Annotated in this window: 14 protein-coding genes, 1 tRNA gene and 1 pseudogene; 6 read left to right on the forward strand and 10 right to left on the reverse strand. The window is 76.0% G+C overall.

Going from position 1 to position 19,503, the window contains the following annotated elements:
• Positions 1-65: 65 nt before the first annotated feature.
• Genes KJP73_RS13205 through KJP73_RS13215 form a run of 3 tightly spaced genes read left to right on the forward strand, consistent with a single transcriptional unit; the run spans position 66 to position 3,972 of the window.
• Positions 66-1,787: a caspase family protein gene (locus KJP73_RS13205; protein ID WP_213283330.1), complete on the forward strand. Its 1,722-nt coding sequence runs from the start codon at positions 66-68 to the stop codon at positions 1,785-1,787.
• Positions 1,784-2,665, forward strand: coding sequence for a hypothetical protein (locus KJP73_RS13210; protein ID WP_213283331.1), 882 nt, complete (start codon positions 1,784-1,786; stop codon positions 2,663-2,665). Before KJP73_RS13205 ends, KJP73_RS13210 begins: the two co-directional genes overlap by 4 nt.
• Before the next feature lie 41 nt (positions 2,666-2,706).
• A complete protein-coding gene (locus tag KJP73_RS13215) occupies positions 2,707-3,972 on the forward strand; it encodes an MFS transporter (RefSeq protein WP_213283332.1) in 1,266 nt (421 codons plus the stop codon).
• Positions 3,973-4,083: 111 nt separating this feature from the next.
• On the opposite strand, the gene KJP73_RS13220 is transcribed toward KJP73_RS13215, so the two are convergent.
• From KJP73_RS13220 to KJP73_RS13245, 6 genes and pseudogenes are all read right to left on the reverse strand, one after another.
• Entirely contained in the window at positions 4,084-4,530 is a 447-nt protein-coding gene (locus tag KJP73_RS13220) for an adenylyl-sulfate kinase (RefSeq protein WP_249669372.1), read from the reverse strand.
• Positions 4,531-4,643: 113 nt separating this feature from the next.
• Complete coding sequence (locus KJP73_RS13225; protein ID WP_213283333.1) at positions 4,644-8,024, reverse strand: ATP-binding protein; 3,381 nt, start codon at positions 8,022-8,024, stop codon at positions 4,644-4,646.
• 248 nt (positions 8,025-8,272) lie between these two features.
• A pseudogene (locus KJP73_RS19310) lies at positions 8,273-8,953 on the reverse strand (DUF4194 domain-containing protein); the annotation flags it as partial.
• A complete protein-coding gene (locus tag KJP73_RS13235) occupies positions 8,950-10,440 on the reverse strand; it encodes a DUF3375 domain-containing protein (RefSeq protein WP_213283335.1) in 1,491 nt (496 codons plus the stop codon). The gene KJP73_RS13235 and the pseudogene KJP73_RS19310, both read right to left, overlap by 4 nt.
• Before the next feature lie 62 nt (positions 10,441-10,502).
• The gene (locus tag KJP73_RS13240) at positions 10,503-11,726 is read right to left on the reverse strand and encodes a GNAT family N-acetyltransferase (protein ID WP_213283336.1); all 1,224 of its coding nucleotides are present in this window, start codon (positions 11,724-11,726) and stop codon (positions 10,503-10,505) included.
• A 260-nt stretch (positions 11,727-11,986) separates the two neighbouring features.
• Positions 11,987-12,373 carry a VOC family protein gene (locus tag KJP73_RS13245; RefSeq protein ID WP_213283337.1) on the reverse strand — a complete coding sequence of 129 codons (387 nt, stop codon included), beginning with the start codon at positions 12,371-12,373 and terminating at the stop codon, positions 11,987-11,989.
• A 103-nt stretch (positions 12,374-12,476) separates the two neighbouring features.
• Here KJP73_RS13245 and KJP73_RS13250 point away from each other — a divergent pair, with 103 nt between their 5' ends.
• Positions 12,477-13,490 carry a helix-turn-helix transcriptional regulator gene (locus KJP73_RS13250; protein ID WP_213283338.1) on the forward strand — a complete coding sequence of 338 codons (1,014 nt, stop codon included), beginning with the start codon at positions 12,477-12,479 and terminating at the stop codon, positions 13,488-13,490.
• Positions 13,491-13,506: 16 nt separating this feature from the next.
• Here the strand turns inward: KJP73_RS13250 and KJP73_RS13255 are convergent, their stop codons facing one another.
• The gene (locus KJP73_RS13255; protein ID WP_213283339.1) at positions 13,507-14,358 is read right to left on the reverse strand and encodes an alpha/beta fold hydrolase; all 852 of its coding nucleotides are present in this window, start codon (positions 14,356-14,358) and stop codon (positions 13,507-13,509) included.
• A gap of 131 nt (positions 14,359-14,489) precedes the next feature.
• Positions 14,490-14,572 (reverse strand) — tRNA-Leu (locus KJP73_RS13260).
• Between the two features lie 180 nt (positions 14,573-14,752).
• Between KJP73_RS13260 and KJP73_RS13265 the strand changes: the two genes are divergently transcribed.
• A complete protein-coding gene (locus KJP73_RS13265; protein WP_213283340.1) occupies positions 14,753-15,997 on the forward strand; it encodes an AI-2E family transporter in 1,245 nt (414 codons plus the stop codon).
• Between the two features lie 76 nt (positions 15,998-16,073).
• Entirely contained in the window at positions 16,074-16,475 is a 402-nt protein-coding gene (locus KJP73_RS13270) for a RidA family protein (protein WP_213283341.1), read from the forward strand.
• A gap of 41 nt (positions 16,476-16,516) precedes the next feature.
• Here the strand turns inward: KJP73_RS13270 and KJP73_RS13275 are convergent, their stop codons facing one another.
• Positions 16,517-17,416, reverse strand: coding sequence for a dihydrodipicolinate synthase family protein (locus KJP73_RS13275; RefSeq protein WP_213283342.1), 900 nt, complete (start codon positions 17,414-17,416; stop codon positions 16,517-16,519).
• A 55-nt stretch (positions 17,417-17,471) separates the two neighbouring features.
• Positions 17,472-19,503, reverse strand: a 2,032-nt coding sequence (locus tag KJP73_RS13280) for an OB-fold nucleic acid binding domain-containing protein (protein ID WP_249669373.1), incomplete at its 5' end; no start/stop codon positions are given.

Below are 19,503 nucleotides of genomic sequence, written 5' to 3' on the forward strand. Positions count from 1 at the left end.
GTCCCGATGGCCGACCACGGACCGACCGGCGCCCGCCCCCGCACCCCCGGGGACGGGTGAGCACGGTGGCGCGCGCCGTCGTCCTGGTCGGGGTCGCCCGCACCGGCGGCCGGTTCCCCGAGCTGCCCGCCGTGCCCGAGGCGGTCGCCGCCGTGCGGGACTGGGCCCGCGGGCAGGGCGTCCCGGACGACCTCGTGCTGACGTTCGCCGACACCGACGGCGCACCCGTGCGCGGTGGCGACGTGCTCGCCGGCGTCCGCTCGCTCGTCCAGCGCGGGGACGTCGACCAGCTCGTCGTCTACTTCAGCGGGCACGGCGTCAACAACGGCAACAGCGAGTTCTGGCTGCTGCCCGGCGCCCCCGAGGACGGCAGCCAGGCGGTGAACGTCTCGCTGACGGCATGGCAGGCCGAGCGGCTGCCGGTACGGCACGTCGTGCTGGTGTCCGACGCGTGCCGCACCGCCGCCAGCACCGTGCAGGAGCTCGGCATCCAGGGCGTGTCGGTGGTGCCGAACCTGCCGCCGCACGGGCCCGCCGCCGCGGTGGACGTCTTCTACGCCTGCGCGCTCGGCGACCCCGCGTACGAGGTGAAGGACGCGGCGGTCGCCGGCGCCGCCTACCGGGCGCTGTTCACCACCGTGCTCGTCCGGGCGCTGCGCGGGGAGCTGCCCGACGTCGTGACGCCCGACGACGGCAGGCCGGAGCCCCGACCCGGGCTGGTGCGGCCGTGGCCCCTCAAGCGCGCGCTGCCCGGGCTGGTCGCCGCGCACCTCGCCGCCGTGCAGGCCCCGCTGGACCTCGTGCAGACACCGGACGCGCGGCTCTCGTCCGACCCCGACGTGGCGTGGCTGTCGCGGCTGGAGCCGTGGCCGCCCGCGGCGGAGGCGGCGTCCGAGGCGGAGGCGGCGTCCGAGGCGAGAGCGCCCGGCGGGGCGGACGCCGCGCCCACGCCGGCCGGCGGCGCCCCGGCGCCCGTGGGTGCCGCCCCGACGCCGGCGCCCGCCGCGCCCGCGGGACCCGCCCTGCAGGCTGCTGCGGCCGCGGCCGACCGGCTCGCGGAGAGCCTCGCCGTCGCCGGGAGCGCCACCCCGTCCGGCCCCGAGCTGGAGCTGGAGCTCGCCGTCGCCCCCGGGCCGCCGGTGACCGTCCGCGGCGCCCGGGCGGTCCGCGTCGAGCGGCTCACCGACACCGCCGCGCTGGTCGTGCTCGACTCGGGCTGCTGCGCCGTCCTGCCGGTACTGCCGGGGCGGGTGACGGTCGCGCTGGTGGAGGACGGCGCCCTCGTCGACTGCGCGATGCCCCGGGACCCCGCCGGGTCGGCCGGCGGCCGCGCGGCCGTGGGGCTCGCCCGCCGGGCGCGCTCCGCCGCCTGGTCGCGGTTCGGGCTCAGCCTGGACGACGACGACGACGACGATGACGACGCGCCCGACGACGACCCCCTCGCTGTCGTGTACCGCGCGTGGTCGCTGCACGACCGGGGCCGGCGCGACGCCGCCGCGGCCCTCGCCGAGCCGGGCACCGACGGCGCCCGGCTGTTCGACGTCGCCCTGCTCGCCCAGCCCGGGGGCGTGGCCGACCCCGACGACCCCCGCTGGGCGTCGCTGCTCACGCCCGTCCCGCTCCTGGCCCGCGGCTGGTCCCTGCTGCTCGCCGCCCCGGAACCCGTGCAGGAGCGGGCGCGGGCGTTCCCGCCGCGGCTGCCCTCGCACTGGACCCTGTTCGCCGCCGCCGACGCCGGGCGGGTCGCCGCCGCGGTGCTCGGCACCCCGCCCGAGGAGTCGCCATGAGAACGCTCGTCCTGGTCCACGGCCGTGCGCAGGAGCACAAGGACCCCGCCGCCGTGAAGAAGGAGTGGCTGGACGCCCTGGACGTGGGCGCCCACCAGGCGGGCCGGCGCGCCGACCTGCCCGACGACCGGGTGCGGCTCCCGTACTACGGGCAGACGCTGTTCGACCTGGTCAGCGGCGACGACCCGCGGCACGCGGCGGAGGTCATCGTGCGGGGCTCGCAGGACGGGCCGGACGCGGAGGACCTCTTCGTCCGCGAGGCGCTGCTGGAGATCGCCGCGCACGCGGGCGTCACGGACGCGCAGGTGCTCGCGGAGGCGGGCGACGACGCCGTCGAGCGCGGCCCGCTGAACTGGAAGTGGGTGCGGGCCACCCTCACCGCCCTGGACAGGCTGCCGAACGTCAGCGCGTGGTCGCTGGCCCTCGCGACCCGGGACGTCTACCAGTACCTGAACAACGTGCGGGTCCGGGACACCATCGAGAACGGGGTCCGGCAGGCGCTCGACGGCGGCGGCGAGTGCGTCGTGGTGTCGCACTCGCTGGGGACGGTCGTGGCGTACAACCTGCTGCGTCGCGAGGCGGAGGCCCGCAGCTGGAAGGTGCCGCTCCTCGTCACGCTCGGCTCGCCGCTCGCGGTGTCCGCCGTCGCCCGGACCCTGCAGCCGCTGTCCTGGCCGGACCCGGTGCGCGAGTGGTTCAACGCGTACGACCCGGAGGACCTCGTCGCCCTGCACCCGCTGACCCCGCCGCACTTCGCCGTCGACCGGATCGAGGACTACGGGAAGGTCGACAACCCCACCAGCAACCAGCACGGCATCTCGGGGTACCTGTCGGACGCCCGCGTCGCGAAGACGGTCCTCGACGCCCTCGCGGAATGAGCTGCCGGGCGCCTGCCGCCGCGGACTAGGCTCACGCCCTTGTGAGCCGCCTCGCCGAGACCGTGGTGCCGCAGCGCCTGGGGACGCCGTTCCGGTGGCTGCTCGCGTCGTCGTGGGTGAGCAACCTCGGCGACGGGCTGGCGCTCGCCGCCGGCCCGCTCCTCGTCGCCTCCCTCACCGACGACGCCCGCCTCGTGGCGCTGGCCGCGACCCTGCAGTGGCTCCCGCCGCTGCTGTTCGGGCTGCTCGCGGGTGCGCTCGCCGACCGGTGGGACCGCCGCCGCATCGTCCTGGTCGTCGACGTGGTGCGCGCCGTCGTGCTCGCCGCCCTCGCCACGACGATCGCGACCGGTCAGGAGTCGATCGCCGTCGTGCTCGCCGCACTGTTCGCGCTCGGCACCGCGGAGGTGTTCGCGGACAGCTCGGCGCAGACCTTCCTGCCGATGCTCGTCGCGCGGGACGACCTCGCCGTGGCCAACGCCCGGCTCCAGACCGGGTTCATCACGGTGAACCAGCTGGCCGGCCCGCCGCTGGGCGCCGCCCTGTTCGCCGTCGGCGCCGTCTGGCCGTTCGCCGCGCAGGCGGTCGTCGTCGGCGGCGCGGCGCTGCTGGTCGCGCGCATCGTGCTGCCCTCGCACCCGCGCGACCCGGCCGTGCGCAGCCACGTCGGCCGGGACATCGTCGAGGGCTTCCGCTGGGTGCGGCACCACGCGGCCGTCCGCACTCTCGTCCTGACGATCTTCACCTTCAACATCACGTTCGGGGCCGCGTGGTCGGTGCTCGTGCTGTACGCGACCGGGCGGCTCGGCATGGGCGAGATCGGCTACGGCCTGCTCACCACCGTCAGCGCGGTCGGCGGGCTGGCCGGCACGGCGGCGTACGGCTGGATCACCCGGCGGGTGTCGCTCGGCAATCTCATGCGGATCGGGCTGGTGGTCGAGACGCTGACCCACCTCGGCCTGGCCCTGACCCGGCAGGCGTGGGTCGCGCTCGCCATCTTCTTCGTGTTCGGGGCGCACGCGTTCATCTGGGGCACCACGTCGGTGACCGTCCGGCAGCGGGCCGTGCCGGGCGCGCTCCAGGGCCGGGTGGGCAGCGTCAACATGGTGGGCGTGTTCGGCGGCCTCGTCATCGGCTCGGGCATCGGCGGGCTGCTGGCGGAGCGCTGGGACGTGACCGCCCCGTTCTGGTTCGCGTTCGCCGGGTCCGCGGTGTTCGTCGTGCTGATCTGGGGGCAGCTGCGGCACGTCGCGCACGCGGACGAGGCGGAGGCCCCGGCGGACGACGCCGCGCCGACGGTCGGCTAGGCCGGCCAGCGGCTCGGCCCGCAGCCCGTCAGCGGCCGGCGGCCCACCCCGACGCCCCGGCCACGTCCCGCGCGACCTCGGCCACGGTGCGGCCGTCCGTGGGCACCCGCGTCACCCACGGCCCGGCTGCACGCTCCAGCAGCTCGGCCGCCGCGGCGCTCCGGTCCAGGTGCTCGCGCAGCGCCGAGCCGATCTCCCGGGGTCCGAGCCGGTCCCGGACGGTGCGGCGGACGCGGTGAGCAGCACCCCCCGCACGTCGGCCCGGCCGCCGAGCGCGCGGGTGACGAGCTCGCGCTCCAGCACGCTGACGGTGTTGACGTAGACCAGCCGCCGGTAGCCCGCGGCGGCGTAGGTCGCCCACACGGCGCGCAGGTTCGCCTCGGTGAGCGCGCTGCCGTGCGGGTCGGAGGCCGGCTTCGGGTACGCCGCGCACAGGTTGTCGCCGTCGACGAGGCAGTGCGCGAGGCCCTCGCGCGCCCACTGCGCGGACACCTCGAACGCGACGGACGACTTGCCGGCGCCGGAGCGGCCGGCCACGAGCAGCACCTCGGGGATCACGGGACGTGAGTCTGGCGCACCAGCGCGCGAAGTGGAGCGTCCAGCCGGACACGCACCCGGCGTGTCGGGCGGAACGCTCCACTCGAGCGCATCCGGGCGGGGGCGCGTACGCCTCAGTCCTGCGGCGCCGCCTCTGCGACCCCCGCGACGGCCTTGGTGCGCGACCGGCCCGCCGTGTCCTTCAGCACCACGTACTTGAGGTCGACGTGCGGCTCGAGCGCGCTGAACTTGTCGTTGGGCGCGCCGATGACCAGCTGGAACCCGAGCCCGCGCCACGCACCGATCGCGCGGCCCGTGAACCGGGCGTCGGCCTTGATCAGCGCCTCGTCCAGGAACACCGGCGCGTACCGCGGGCGCGCGGCCCCGGCGTCGCCGAGCTGGTACCGCAGGGCCGCGCCGACGATGAACGCCACGAGCTCCTGCGACTCGCCGCCGGACTTCTCCCCGATGTGGTCGTACAGCGCGACGTGGTTGCCCTCGAGGTCCACCTTCTCGGCGCTGAGCCGCACGTGCCGCCGCACGTCCACGAGGTCCGCGAACTCCGGCGCCGACCGGCGGATCCGGTCGATGACCTTCGCCATCCGGTGGTAGCGCCGCTCGCGCTCCGCGTCCGTCGCCTCGGTCGCGAGCAGCTCCCGGAGGTCCTTCAGCTCGGTGCGGAACTTCGCGACGACGGTCGACTGGGTGTCGCGGGCCTCGATCCGGAGCCGGTGGTCGTCGTCGGCGAACGGCAGGTCCGCGAGGATGTCGTTGACCGGGCGGATGCGCTCCTTGATCTCCCGGACCGACCGGCTCAGGCCGTGGTGCAGGTCCGTGAGGTCGTTGCCCGACAGGCGCAGCAGGCTCTTGCGCCACTCCCCCTCGAGCTCGTGCAGGCCGCTGGTCTCCAGCGCCGTCAGCACCCGCTCGAAGTCCCCGTAGGACGCGTCCGGGTCGGTGCCGAGGTTCGGGTCGGGCCAGCGCTCGACGAACGTCTCGAACGTCCGCCGCAGCGCCTCGCGCGCCGCGACGACCGTCTGCTGGGCGGCCTGCCGGTCGGTGCGCAGGATCTCGTTCGCCCGCGCGACCGTCCCGTCGAACGCGGCGAGCGCCGCGACCGGCGACGGCCGCTGACCCGCCGGGGCGGACCCGTCGCCGGTGCCGCCGAGCAGGGCGTCGAGGTAGGCGCGCTGGTCGTCGCCGACGACGACGCCGGCGTCCTGCGCCGCGTCGAGGGCGAGCTGCGCGACGTCGACCTCGTCCGTGACGCCGGACCACCGGTCGCCCAGGTCCTCCGCGGAGCCCTTGGTGCGCCCGACCTCCTCGGTGAGAGACCGGATCGACGCCTCCAGCTCGACGACCCGCTGCTGGAGCCGCGTGACCTCGGGGTTGCCGGACGTGACGTCCTCGATCACCTGCGCCCAGCGGGTGCGCTCGGCCTCGACCGTCGCGACGTCGACCTGGTCCCAGCTCACCGCGTCCAGCTGCTCGTAGGCGCGCAGCTCGACGTCGTGCCGGTCCAGCCGCTCCTCGGCCGCGCGCACCTGCTGCTCGGCGGCGTCGAGGCGGGCCTGCGCCCCGGCGATCTGCTCGTCCAGGTGGGCGAGGCGGCGGGTGTTGGTGAAACCGAGGACGTTCGCCCGGCCCTGACCGCCGTGCGCGCCGCGCCGGCCCTCGGAGACCTGGCCCGACCGGGTGAGCGCCTTCGCGTGCTGCGACAGCTCCCCGGGGGTGTCCACGCACACGAACGCGAACCGGCTCGCGAGCTCGCTGCGCAGCCAGCCGGTGAACGGGCCGGACCGGAAGTCGAGCCGCCCGGGCAGCGTGCGGGGGTCGAGCGCGACGTCGGACGCCAGGTGCGTCGGCACGCCCTCGAACCGGATGCGCCGCGCGGTCGGCACCGCGTCGATGGCCTTCCGGAACGCCTGCAGGTGCGCCGCGTCGATCAGCAGCAGCGTCGCGAAGCCGCCCAGCGCGAGGTTGAACGCCTCCCGCCAGGGCTCGTGCTCGGTGCGGACCTCCACCAGCTCGGCGACGAACGGCAGCTCCTCCGGCGTCAGCCCGGCCGCCGCGGCGAGCTCGGCGCGCGCCCGGTGCAGGTCGCCCGGGATGTTGTCCTGCCGGCGCGCGACCGCCTCGCGGTCCGAGCGCAGCACCGCGAGGTCGACCCCGGCGGCCTTCTTCTCGGACATCGCCCCGCCGAACTCCGCGCGGGCGGAGGACTTGGCGTCGCCGTCCGACCGCACCGCCCGTCCGCGGGCCGCCAGCGCGTCGAGGTCCGCCTCGGTCGTGACGGTCGTACCGAGCGCCGAGCGCAGCACCTCGTCGAGGCGCGCCCGCGCGCGGGTCACGCGCTCGAGCCGGTCCGCGGCGCCGACGAGCTCGCGCTGCGCCGTCGCCAGCCGGTCGCCGCCCGAGGACCAGAGCGTCTCGCGCACGCCCTCCAGCTCGGACCGGGCCGCCGCGATCCGGCCCGTGGTCTCCGCGGCGCGACGCTCCGCCTGCTGGTGGTCGCGCCGGAGCTCGTCCTCGACCGCCCGCAGCAGGCCCAGGCGGCGCTCGTGCCGCCAGAGCGCCGCGGTCGACGCGGTGTCATCGAAGGTGCCGACCCGGTCGATGACGCGCAGCCGCTCGGCGGCCTCCTCCAGGGCGGCGCGGTGCGCGCGGATGGGCTCCAGGGCCTTGACCTGCTGCCGCGCGGTGATCATCTGCTCGCGGGTGCCGGACAGCTTGTCGAACTGCTCCACCACGGCGTCGGCCGTGGCGAACGTGCTCGGCTCCTCCAGCACCATCGCCTTGTACAGGGCGTCGACCGTCGTGATCTGCTGGCCCGCCTGGATGCGGCCCAGCAGCGCGACGGCCTTGGTGCCGTCGCCGGTCGCGCCGATCCCCAGCGTCGAGTGCAGCCGCGCCGTGAACTCCCGGTCGGTGTCGAAGGGCGTCAGCCCCGCCGCGACCACGCTGCCGCGGCCGAACCGGTCGGCGGTGGCGGACTCCAGCGTGCGCAGGTCGAACGGCCCGTCGACAGTCGCCCGCAGCGCGACGACGTCCTCCAGCGTGCGGGCGGCCGACGGCACGTACCAGGCCCGCACGCCGGTGAGCTCGCGGCCCGCCTGGTCGACCCACGTCATCGCGATCGCGGACCAGGTGTCCCGGCCGTCGCCGCGCAGCACGCGCTGCCGGGTGCCGTCCTCGGTGCGGGACTCGTCGAGCTTGCCGCGGGCGTAGGACAGGATGTTCCGCTGGTCCTTGCCGCGCGGGCGCCCGACGACCCCGCCGTTCGACGCGCCGTTGAACGGCGTGGTGTGCGGCATCAGCAGGGCGATGTACGCGTCCATCAGCGTGGACTTGCCCGAGCCGGAGCCGCCGGACAGCAGCGTCGCCGTCGGGGCCAGCCGCACCCGGTGGTGGCCGTCGTAGCCGCCCCAGTTCACGAGCTGCAGGTCGCGGGCGACCCACTGCTGGCCGGTGGACGCCGCCGGGATGAGCCCGAACAGGGTGTCGACCATCGTCATCGTGCGACCTCCTCGGCCGGGGTGGGCTCGTCGGCGGGGACGGCGTCCGGGGTCTCGTCGACCGCGAGCGCCGCAGCCTCCTCCAGGGTCGGGCCGGGGTCGTCGGGCCCGTCGTCGGGCTCGGCGTCGGGCGCGTCGTCCGGTACCCCGGCGGGCGCGTCGTCCGCGGGCTCGGGCTGGGCGTCGGCCTCGGCCTCGGGCTCGGGGTCGGCCTCGGCCTCGGGCTCGGCGAGCACCGGCGACCCGCCCGTGCGCACCTGCTCCCGCAGCCACTCGCGCAGCTCCCCGAGGCGCTCGTTGCTCAGCACCACCTCGACCAGCGGGGTGATGCGGTAGCGCCCCTCGGACTCCTCCTCGACGATGCCCTCCTTGGCCAGACGCGTCACGGCGGCGCGGATCTCCCGCTGCCGGGCGGCCACGTTGGTGTCCTCGGGGTCGAAGTACGTGAGCGCGGTCTGCTCGATCTCCTCGACGTCGACGCGGGCGGACGTCTCCCCCGCGCCGCGCACGCGCTGGAACACGGTGCGCAGGTGCACCAGCACGAGCGTCTCGGCGCGGGAGTACGCCTCGTCGCGCAGCAGCACCGGGACGTCCAGCTCTGCGGACCGGACCTGCCGCTTGTAGGCGACGCCGCGCTCGTGGTCGACCACGAGGTGCACGAACAGGTCGTGCAGGCGGGACTCGATGACCTGCTGGTTGTCCAGCAGCGTGCGCCACTGGGCCCGGTTCCGGTCGGCCAGCAGGAACCGCCGCTGCAGCAGCCGGACGAGCACCCGGCGCACGTCGGCGTCGAGCGTGCCGGAGTCCCCCGCGAACAGCTCGGCGGGGTCCTCCTCCATCGACACCGGGTCGATGAAGCCCTCGAGGTCGGCCGTCGCGGCTCCGGGGTCCGTCGCGGTCCCCAGGTCCGTCGTGGTGGTGTCCGTCATCGCCCTCGTCCTTCGCCCGTGTCGTCCAGGTCGTCCGTGAGTGTGGTGACCGCGCCGAACGCGAACCGGCGGCGTGTCCCGTCGGGGCGCACCGCGTCGACGAACGCGACCTCGTCGGTCTCCGTCATGCCCCGCTGGTGCGCGATCTCCAGCAGCCCGAGCAGGTCCACCGGCCGCCGGAGCGCCACCGGGGCCGCGTTGAACGCCGCCGCCACGTCGACGGTGCCGTCCGGGTCGCCGTGCCGCGCGAGGTGTGCGCCCAGGTCGGCATAGTGCGGGCCGCCCCACGCGAGCGCCTCGTCCGCGCCGTCCAGGTCCTCGTCGCCCCACTCGGCGAGCGGGTCCGGCGGCTCGGCGGGGCGCAGGTCGCCGGCGGTCTGGCGCAGGTGGTCGACCTCTGCGACGGGCAGCCGGCGCAGCGGCTCGACCGCCTGCCCGCGCCGCGAGCGCGGCATCCACGCCTGCAGGCCGCTCATCACGTCGCGCAGCAGGTCGTCCACCTGCCGGTCGCGCAGCGGGTCGTGGTTGCGGACCTGCGCGGTGATGACGTACGACGCCTCGCGCTGCGCCGCGAACACCTGCTCCAGGCCCTGCTCGATGCGCCGGCCGATCTCCCGCAGCTCGGTGCGCTGCTGCGCGGGCAGCCGCCGCGTGAACCGGTGCCGCAGCACCACGCCCAGCTGGCTGGACAGCCCGTCCAGCCGCTGCGGGTCGCCGATCAGCCGCAGCGCGCCGGCGAACGCGCGCCCCTCGGTGGTCGACTCCATCACGTGCTCGCCGCGCTCCAGGTACTCGCGCAGCACGTCGCCGGTCGGGCGCTCGTCCTGCCGCAGGGCCGTGACCACGTCGCGCTGCATCGCCTTGATCGACTCGGCGACGCGGGCGAAGTCCGCGGGCAGCTCCCGCACGAGGTGCAGGACGTTCTCCGCCTCCTCCAGCAGGGTCTCCTCGTCGACGGGCTCGACCGCCCCGGTCCGCTGCACCCGGTCGAGCTCGGCCTGCAGCCGGGCGATCTCGGCGTCGAGCCGCGCCATCCGCACGAGCACGTCGGGGTCGGCGTCCTCCGCCAGCCGCTCCACCGCGTCGAGCAGGGTCCGCACCCGCGACTGCGACACCCGGGCGCGCCCGCCGCCGGCCCGGCCCGCGACCTCCAGCGCACCGACGGCGTGCGCGGACAGCTGGTACACCTCGACGTCGTCGTCCAGCACCTGCCGCACCAGCCAGCCCGCGTCGGCCCACTGGCGGCACAGGTCGCGCGCGGTGCCGACCGGCAGCTCGTCCCCGTGGCCCGCGGCCCGTAGCTGGTCGAGCGCGTCGGCGACCTCCGTGTGCGCGTCGGCCACCGGCACGGTGGGGCGCTCCGCGGTGAACACCAGCGACAGCAGCGACACGACGAGGGGGGCGTGCCGCTTGTGGAGCAGGTCCAGCATGGGGTTCTGGAACGCCCGGACAGCGCCCAGGTACGCCCCTTCGGCACGAGTGATCATCGCCGGACAGCGTAGGTGAGACGCGAGGGGGTCCGTGACCGCGCCAGGTGACCTCGACGGGGTCAGGCGACGACCTGCGCGAGCGCGAGCACCCGGTCGAGCTCCTCCGAGTACGCGGGCACGAGCGGCGCGACGACCGCCCGGGCGCCGAGGCCGAACCGCTGGGCCACCGGCGCGGCCCGGACCGCGGTGCGGGACACCAGGCCGCGCGTCGACACCAGCAGGTCGACGTGCTCGCGGCGGTCCGGGTAGGTCTGGCCACCGGTGACGTACCGGGCGTCGAACGCGGGGTCCAGCACGTCCGCGTCCGTGGCGGCGAACACGTGCGTCATCTCCGCGAGCCGGCCGATCGCGCCGGGGCTGAACCGTGCGTGCTGCTCGGCGTACGCGTCGAGGAAGCCGAAGTACGCGCCGCCCGACCGCAGGCTGTACCCCATCCACAGCGTCTCGCCGCCGGCCGCGAGCCGGAGCACCAGCGCGTCGCCGGACCGGCGGAACCCCGACACGACGTCGTGGAACCACCGGTGGGCCACCGGGTCGAGGCGCAGCGCGGCGCCGCCCTGCGCCGCGTCGCCCTTCCACCCCGCCGCCTGCAGCGCGACGAAGTCCCGCTCCGCGTCGGTGTCCGCGCTCACGTCGTGCAGCTCCAGGTCGCCGCCCGCCGCCCGCGCGAGGGCACGGGCGCGGCGGCCCACGTCCTTGCGGCGACCGGCGCCCATGTGGTCGCACGCGAGCGGCGGGTCGACCACGGGACCGGCCGCCGGCGGCACGCGCCGGTCGACGGCGACGCCCGCGCGGGAGGCGAACGCCGACACCGACCGGCTGCGCTCGTGCACGAGCATCGACGCGCGCCCGATCACCTCGGTGAGGGCGTCGGCGAGCGGCCCGTCGGCCGGGAAGTGCTGCAGCTGCACGAGCCCGGGCAGCCCGAGCGGGCGCAGGCCGGTCAGCAGCGCCTGCAGGGCGTCGACCTCGCGGCCCGCCCGCACCAGGGGGTGGTGGCGGTCGGAGTGGGTGGTCATGAACGCCCCGCCGGTCGTCGCCGCGCGGACCGGCACGCCGGGCGCGACCGCCTTCGTCGTGACGGCGAGCACCGCCAGCCACTCCCCGCGCTCCTGCACCACGACGAGGCGCAGGTCCGCAGCCTCCCGCCCGCGGTGCCGCGCGGGCAGCAGGAACCGCGGGTCCAGGTAGACGTTCGGCTCGGCGGCGGAGTCCGCGAGCCGCCGCCACGCCCGCGCGTCGGGGTCGGTCACCTCGGTCAGGGCGATCAGCCGGGTGTGCACGGTGTCCTCCGGGGGGGCGTCGTCGCCGGTCGTCGCCGGGTCGGCATCGGTCGATGCGGACCGTAGCGTCCGGTTTGCCCCGTTTGTGCTGGTCCGGCGGGTGAAGCGCCCGGTGACGCGAGGCCCACGCGGGGCGGGGCCCAGGTTCGCCCGAACTGCTGACCCCCGGACGGCGGTGTCGCCGGGCCGCCCCCGTCCGGACGGCCCTCCCCGTCGGGCGCGCGTCGGGCCCGCGTCGGGCCCCGCGTCAGGCCTCCGAGTCAGGCCTCCGTGCCGGCCCAGTGCGGGTTCGTCATCACCCCCAGCACGTTCCCGAACGGGTCCACCACCGCGGCGGTGCGCCACCCCTCGCCCCGGGTCGTCGGGGGCTCGTGCACGTGCGCGCCCCGGTCCAGGAGCCGCGCGACCGCCTCGTCCACGTCGTCCACCGCCCAGTAGGTGTACTGCCCGCCGGGGGTGCGCTCCGCCGCGCCGGGGACGTACCGGGCGTCGACCACCCCGAACTCGTCGCCGTCCCGCCCGATCCGCCACTCCAGGTACCCGTCCCGCACGAAGTACGGCTCCTGCCCGAAGAGCTCGGTGTACCAGGCCCGGGCGGCCCCGAGGTCCGCCGCCTGGAAGTTCGACGTCGCCATCCCCTGCAGCATGTGCTTCTCCCTCGCGCTTCACGGGCCACCGTCTGCGACCCGTGACCATGCTGCGCCGCCAAAGCGCTCACCTTCTGAGCACTTTCTGCGCGACGATGGCGTCATGCGCGCAGACCGGCTGGTCGCCACTCTCCTGGTCCTCCAGCGGCGCGGGTCCGTCACCGCCCGGGAGCTCGCGGACGAGCTCGAGACGTCGGTGTCCACTGCCCGCCGCGACCTCGACGCGCTCTCCGCCGCGGGCCTGCCCGTCTACGCGGAGCGCGGCCGGGGCGGCGGCTGGCGGCTGCTCGGCGGCGCGCGCACGGACCTGTCCGGGCTCACGGCACCCGAGACGCTCGCCCTGTTCACGCTCCTCGGGCCGGCGGCGGCCGCGTCGCCCGACGCCCGCGCAGCGCTCCGCAAGCTCACGCGCGCGCTCCCCGCGCCGTTCCGCGACGCCGCTGAACGGGCCGCCGCGGCCGTCGCCGTCGACCCGGCGGGCTGGGGCCGGGCGCCGGTGCACGCGCCGGACGCCCTGCCCGTCCTCCAGGAGGCGATCGCCGCCCGCCGCCTGGTGCGGTTCCGGTACGCGGGCGCGACGCGGCGTGGCGATCACGCGGACGACCCTGCCGCAGGCACCCGGCTGCGCGAGGCCTCGCCGTGGGGCCTGGTCGACAAGGCGGGCGTCTGGTACCTGGTCGCCGGGACCGCCCGCGGGCGCCGGACGTTCCGCGTGGACCGCATGACCGCGGTGGACGCGGGAGCCGACGGCTCCGCCGAGGTCCCCGGCGACCTCGACCTCGCCGGGGAGTGGGACCGCGTCGTGACGGAGGTCGAGCAGCGGCGCGGCGCGGTGTCGGCGCGGGTGCGGGCGCCGCGCGCGCTGGTGGGGCCGCTGCGCGCGGCGCTCGGGGCACGGCACGTCACGACGGTCCCCGCCCCGGACGGCGACGCCGGGCCGGACGACGCCCCGACCGTGCCGCTGGACGTGACCGCGGACACCGCGGACATGCTCGCCCGCCAGCTCGCCGGCTGGGTCCCGGACGTCGAGGTGCTGGGGCCGCCGGAGGTGCGTGCCGCGCTCGTCGCGCGCGGTGCGGCGATCGTGGCCGCCTGCCGGGACGAGGCCGGGGCCTGACGCTCGACGTGGCGGGTCAGGCCGTCGCGCGCGTGTGCGCGAGCAACCGGTCGACGAGCACCGGCCAGGCCCGCCGGGGCGGCACCCCGTGGCCCGCGTCCGGGACGACGAGGAGGTCCGCGCGGGGGATCTCCGCGGCGAGCGCGCGCCCGTGCGGCAGCGGGAAGAACGGGTCGTCGTCGCCGTGCACGACCAGCGCCGGCGCGGCGATCCCGCCCAGCCGGTGGCGCCAGACCGGGCCGGGAGCCATGACGTAGTGGTTCGTCCGCGCGCGCAGGTCGGTCGCGCGGGCGACCGTCCGCTGGGTCACGTCCTGCTGCACGTCGGCCTCGAAACCGCCCCGCTGATACGCCCGCTCCTCCTCCACGAGGTACGCCACCACGGCGGCCGGGTCGGACCAGTCGGGCTCCGGCGGCCCGGCGGCGAACGCGTCGGCCGCGGGACCCGGCAGGTCGTCCGCCTCCTGGCCCGGCGCACCCGGCGTGCAGCTGAGCAGCGTGAGGCTCAGCACGCGGCCGGGGTGGTCCAGCGCGAGGAGCTGCGCGACGGACCCGCCCATCGACAGCCCGACCAGGTGCGCCCCGGCGACGCCCTCCGCGTCCAGGAGCCCGACGACGTCGCCCACCAGGTCCGGCAGCCCGTAGCCGGGGTGCCCCAGCGGCCACGTGGTCGACCTGCCCGTGTCCCGCCAGTCGAACCGGATCACGCGACGGTCCCGCGCGAGCCGCTCGACCAGCCCGTCCGGCCACGCGTCGAGCGAGCACGCGGCGCCGTGCGCCAGCAGCAGCACCGGCGCGCCCGGCGGGCCCGTGACGTCGGCGCACACCGACGCCCCGGGCAGGTCGACGACCCGCTCCGCACGAGGCACGCGACCATCGTCGCGGTCGCCCCGCGGCAGCGCGAGCCCCGGGACGCACCGCCCTCTGGAGAGCCGGAACGAGCGAACCCCCGGTCTGCGTCTCCGCGGACCGGGGGTTCGTTCGTCGCTGTCTCAACGAGTGTCCGGAGGGGGACTTGAACCCCCACGCCCTTTCGGGCACTAGCACCTCAAGCTAGCGCGTCTGCCATTCCGCCACCCGGACAGGGTGTCTCCCGACCGTCCTCCGAGGCGCACACCGGCGCCCCGACGACCCGTCAGGTGCGGAAGAGAACTTAGCACGGAGTGGCGCCCGAGCATGCATCCGCAGGTGAGAGCAGACTGGCGACGACCCCGGGCGCCGTGAGCCCGCGGGAGACGTGAACGGCCCGGAGGTGGTGCGCGGATGGCTGACCAGAACGTGGGCGCCGACCGGTACGGGTCCGACCGCACGGGCACGGGACGGCCGACGGCCCCGGTGGGCGCCGCACCGCGCCGGGTCGCCGGTCAGCGACGGGGTGCACCCGGGCCCGGCAGCGACGACGGCGTCCCCCGGTGGCTGCGCACGTCCGCGGGCGTGACGTGGCGGCTGCTCGTGCTGCTCGCCGGCGTCGGCGTCGTGTTCTACGGGACCGCGCAGGTGCAGCTGCTGTTCGTCGCCGTGTTCATCGGGTTCGTGTTCACCGCCGTGCTCCGGCCCGTCGTGGACCTCTACGCCCGCGTCATGCCGCGGGGGCTCGCGACCGCGCTCGGGCTCCTGTCGGGCTTCCTGGTGCTGGCCGGCATGGTGTTCTACGTCGGCTACTCGGTCGCGAACCAGTGGCAGAACCTGTCCGAGCAGTTCGGCGACGGCATCGACCAGATCGTCGACTGGCTCGAGCACGGCCCGCTGCCCGTGTCGATCACCAACGAGCAGATCGCCGAGTGGATCGACACCGGCCGCGAGTGGGTGCAGCAGCACGCAGGCGACCTCGCCGGGCAGGCGGCCGAGTCGGCCGGGTCGGTCGTCGAGGTGTTCACCGCCCTGGCGCTGGCGGTCTTCTGCGCGGTGTTCTTCCTCGCGCGCGGGTCGGAGATGTGGACCTGGTTCGTCAACCAGCTCCCCACGTCGGCGCGCGACTCCTGGAAGACCGCCGGCGGGGCCGGTTGGTACACGTTCTCCGGGTACACGCGGGGCATCGTCATCATCGCCGTCACCGACGGGCTGCTCGCGTTCGTCCTGCTCTCGATCATCGGGGTGCCGCTCGCCGCGCCGCTGGCCGTCCTGGTGCTGATCGGCGCCTTCATCCCCCTGATCGGCGCCCCCGCCGCCATGGTCATCGCGATGATCGTGGCCCTCGCGGCCAACGGCCCGCTGCAGGCGGCGCTCGTGGGAGCCGGGATCGCGCTGATCGGTCAGTTCGAGGGCCACGTCCTGCAGCCGATGGTCATGGGCAAGCAGGTGTCCCTGCACCCGGTCGTCGTCGCCCTCGCCGTCGCCGGTGGCACCCTGACCGCCGGGATCCTCGGCGCGGTCATCGCCGTGCCGCTCGTCTCCGTGGCCTGGGCGATCTACTCGCGGTTCCACCAGCTGGACCCGCCGATGGACCCCGAGGAGGCCACGGAGGACGTGGAGCCCGTCGACGAGGACGGCGCGGCAGCGGGGGCCTGAAGGGTCGTGCCCCGGGGGTGCCGGTGCCGGGAGACGGCACCTGGTGCGTGTCAGGGGTGCGTGGAACGGTGGCGTGATGGAGATCACTCGACTGCAGCCGGCCGGGCTCGTCCAGAGCCCGGCGTTCAGCCATGTCGCCGTCGTGCCTGCAGGTGCGACGACCATCTACGTCGGCGGCCAGAACGGCGTCGACGCCACGGGGGCGGTCGTCTCGGACGACGTCGCCGAGCAGTCCGTCCGCGCGATCGAGAACGCCGCCACCGCCCTGGAGGCCGCGGGTGCGACGCTCGCGGACGTCGTGCAGTGGACCGTGCTGCTCGTCCAGGACGCCGACCTCGGTGCGGCGTACGGGGCGATCGCACCGCGGCTCGCCGGACCCGGGGCGCCGCCGCTGGTGTCGGCCGCGCGGGTCGCGGGGCTCGGGGTGCCCGGGGCGCTCATCGAGGTGAGCGCGATCGCGGCGGTGGTGCCGGGCTGACGGACGGGCGGCGTGGCCCTGGCCGTCGGCGCGAGGGGCTGCTAGGCCGTGGGCGTCCCGAGCGTGGTCAACGCCTCGTCGAGCGCCGCGACGCCGTCACGGTCGACGGGGCGCAGCGGTGCCGGCAGGACGCCGACGTCGACGCCGACGAGCCGCGCGACGGCGTGCACGGCACGCGGGCCACCCAGCGCGGCGACGCGCTCGGCGAACGGCGCGAGCCGGGACATCAGCGCGCCCGCGTCGTCGGCGCGGCCCTGCGCTGCCGCCGTCGCGACGGCGACGTACCAGTCGGGCAGCACGCTGGCCAGGCCGGAGTGCCAGGTGCGCGCTCCGGCGAGCAGGCCCACGACGCCGAGGACGTCGCCGCTGCAGCCGATCTCGACGTGCTCGGGGACAGTGGCGGTGAGCGCTCGGACCCGGTCGCGCAGCTCGGCGGCGTCGCTCCCCCGGTCCTTCACGCCGCCGACGCCGGGGACGGCCGCCGCGCGGGCGAGGGCGTCCACGGAGTAGCGGAAGCTCGTGCTCACGGGGTTGTGGTAGATCCACACCGGGACCTGCGCGGCGTCGGCGACCTCCTCGACCAGGTCCAGCACCTCGGCTTCGGTGAGCGGCAGGTAGGCGAGCGTCGGCAGCAGCACGGCCGCGACCCCGGCGCGCTCGGCGACGATCGTGTGCATGAGGACCTCGTCGGTGGTGAACGCCCCGACGCCGGCGACGACCGGCACCCGGCCGTCGGCGACGGCGACGGCCGCCTCGACCACGCGCGTCCGCTCCGGCGCGGTGAGGTAGGGGTACCCGCCGGTGCTGCCGAGCACGGCGATCCCTGAGGCGCCGGCCCGGATCGCGCGGTCCGCGAGCTCCTCGAGCGGCTCGGTGCGCACGTCGCCCTCGGGGCCGCGCGGGGTGGGGAGGTAGGCGACGAGTGGGCCGAGGAGGGGCATCGTCGCAGTGTAGGGCGGTCGCAGCCGCGCCCGTCCTGAGCGGCGCCGGTGCCCGTCACTGGAAGTCCCGGGACGTCGTGGCGACCTTGAGCGACATCGGGGTCAGGTGCTCGGCGACGAGGTTGGTGGCCCCGTCGGCCCGTTCCAGCCGCCCGCGCACCACGAGCGCCCGGGACGTGCGGGCGACCTTCCGGAACCGCTGCCACAGCCCGGTGCTGCACACGATGTTGAGCAGCCCGGTCTCGTCCTCCAGGGACAGGAACGTGACGCCTCCCGCCGTGCCCGGCCGCTGGCGGTGAGTGACGACCCCCGCCACGGCGACGCGCCGGCCGGCCTCGTGCCGGAACGCCTGCTCGACGCGCAGCACCCCGGCGGCGTCCAGCCCGTCGCGCACGTACTGGGTCGGGTAGGAGTCGACGGTGACGCCGGTGGCCCACACGTCGGCGACGGCGAGCTCGACGGGGCTCATCCCGGGCAGGGTCGGGGCGCGCACGCCGACGGAGACCCCCGGCAGGGTGTCCGGCCCCTCCTGGGCGAGCGCCCCCGCCGCCCACAGCGCCTCCCGCCGCGTCACGCCGAGGGACTCCAGCGCGCCGCCGGTGGCGAGCGCCTCGAGCTGGGTGGTGCTGAGCTCGACGCGCCGCACGAGGTCCCGCAGGTCGGCGAACGGCCCGTGCGCGTCGCGCTCCGCCACCAGCCGCTCGGCCACCTTCTCCCCCACGTTCCGGACCGACGCCAGCCCGACGCGCACGGCCAGCGACCGTGCCGGGGCGTCGCCGCGGTCCGGGCGCGCACCGGGCGTCGATGGCACGGGCGGCACCGGCGGCACGGGCGCGGTGCCGGACGGCCGGGGCTCCAGGAGCGGCTCCCCGCCGGGCGGCTCGGGCGCCACGCGCTCGACGACGGCCTGCACACCCGACCGCTGCACGTCGGGGCGCAGCACCTCGATGCCGTGCCGGCGGGCGTCGGCGACCAGGGACTGCGGCGAGTAGAACCCCATGGGCTGCGCGGCGAGCAGCCCGGCGTAGAACGCGGCGGGGTGGTGCACCTTGAGCCACGCGCTGGCGTAGACCAGGAAGGCGAAGGAGTAGGCGTGCGACTCGGGGAACCCGAAGTCGGCGAAGGCCTTGAGCTTCTCGAAGACCTCCTCGCGGACCTCCTCCGGCAGGCCGTTGCGGGCCATGCCGGTCATCAGCCGGGCACGCAGCGCCTCCATCTTCTCGACGCTGCGCTTCGAGCCCATGGCCCGGCGGAGCTGGTCGGCCTCGGCGGGCGTGAAGTCCGCGACGTCGATGGCCATCTGCATGAGCTGCTCCTGGAACAGCGGCACGCCGAGGGTGCGCTGCAGGGACTTCTCGAGCTTCGGGTGCGGGTAGGTGATGGCCTGCCGCCCCTGGTACCGCTCGATGTAGGGGTGCACCGACCCGCCCTGGATGGGCCCGGGCCGGATGAGCGCGACCTCGACGACGATGCCGTAGAAGCTCCGCGGCTGCAGGCGCGGCAGGGTGCCCATCTGGGCCCGCGACTCGACCTGGAACACGCCGACGGTGTCCGCCGCGCACAGCAGGTCGTAGACGAGCGGGTCCTCGTCGGGCAGGCCGTGCAGGTCCAGGCGGGGGCCGCCGTGCCGGACCACCTCGTCGAACGCCAGCCGCAGGGCCGTGAGCATGCCGAGGCCCAGCAGGTCGAACTTCACGAGTCCGGCGTCGGCGCAGTCGTCCTTGTCCCACTGCAGGACGGTGCGGCCCTCCATGCGCGCCCACTCGACCGGGCAGACCTCGATGACGGGCCGGTCGCACATGACCATGCCGCCGGAGTGGATGCCGAGGTGCCGGGGCAGGCGCAGGAACCGGTCGGCGAGGTCGATCACCTGGTCGGGGATCTCGTCGAGGTCGCTGGCGGGCGGCGGGCGGTGCGCGGGGACGACGTCGTGCCGGTCGGCGGTCGGCTCACCGGCCCGGCCGTCGGTGTCCGCGACGCCGCGCGCGCCCTCGGGTACGACGTCGGGCAGCAGGACGCCTGGAGCAAGTCCATCGAGCGGTGGGGGACCCTGCGCGGACCGCGGACCGGGCCCGGTAGGAGATGAC

Source organism: Cellulomonas hominis (genome assembly GCF_901521055.1).
Classification (GTDB): domain Bacteria; phylum Actinomycetota; class Actinomycetes; order Actinomycetales; family Cellulomonadaceae; genus Cellulomonas; species Cellulomonas endometrii.

Bases quoted from the DNA above. Each gene is read 5' to 3' on its own strand.
- KJP73_RS13265 (WP_213283340.1), top strand. From the start codon at position 14,753: ATGGCTGACCAGAACGTGGGCGCCGACCGGTACGGGTCCGACCGCACG.
- KJP73_RS13270 (WP_213283341.1), top strand. From the start codon at position 16,074: ATGGAGATCACTCGACTGCAGCCGGCCGGGCTCGTCCAGAGCCCGGCG.
- KJP73_RS13275 (WP_213283342.1), bottom strand. From the start codon at position 17,416: ATGCCCCTCCTCGGCCCACTCGTCGCCTACCTCCCCACCCCGCGCGGC.
- KJP73_RS13250 (WP_213283338.1), top strand. From the start codon at position 12,477: ATGCGCGCAGACCGGCTGGTCGCCACTCTCCTGGTCCTCCAGCGGCGC.
- KJP73_RS13210 (WP_213283331.1), top strand. From the start codon at position 1,784: ATGAGAACGCTCGTCCTGGTCCACGGCCGTGCGCAGGAGCACAAGGAC.
- KJP73_RS13235 (WP_213283335.1), bottom strand. From the start codon at position 10,440: ATGATCACTCGTGCCGAAGGGGCGTACCTGGGCGCTGTCCGGGCGTTC.
- KJP73_RS13245 (WP_213283337.1), bottom strand. From the start codon at position 12,373: ATGCTGCAGGGGATGGCGACGTCGAACTTCCAGGCGGCGGACCTCGGG.
- KJP73_RS13225 (WP_213283333.1), bottom strand. From the start codon at position 8,024: ATGACGATGGTCGACACCCTGTTCGGGCTCATCCCGGCGGCGTCCACC.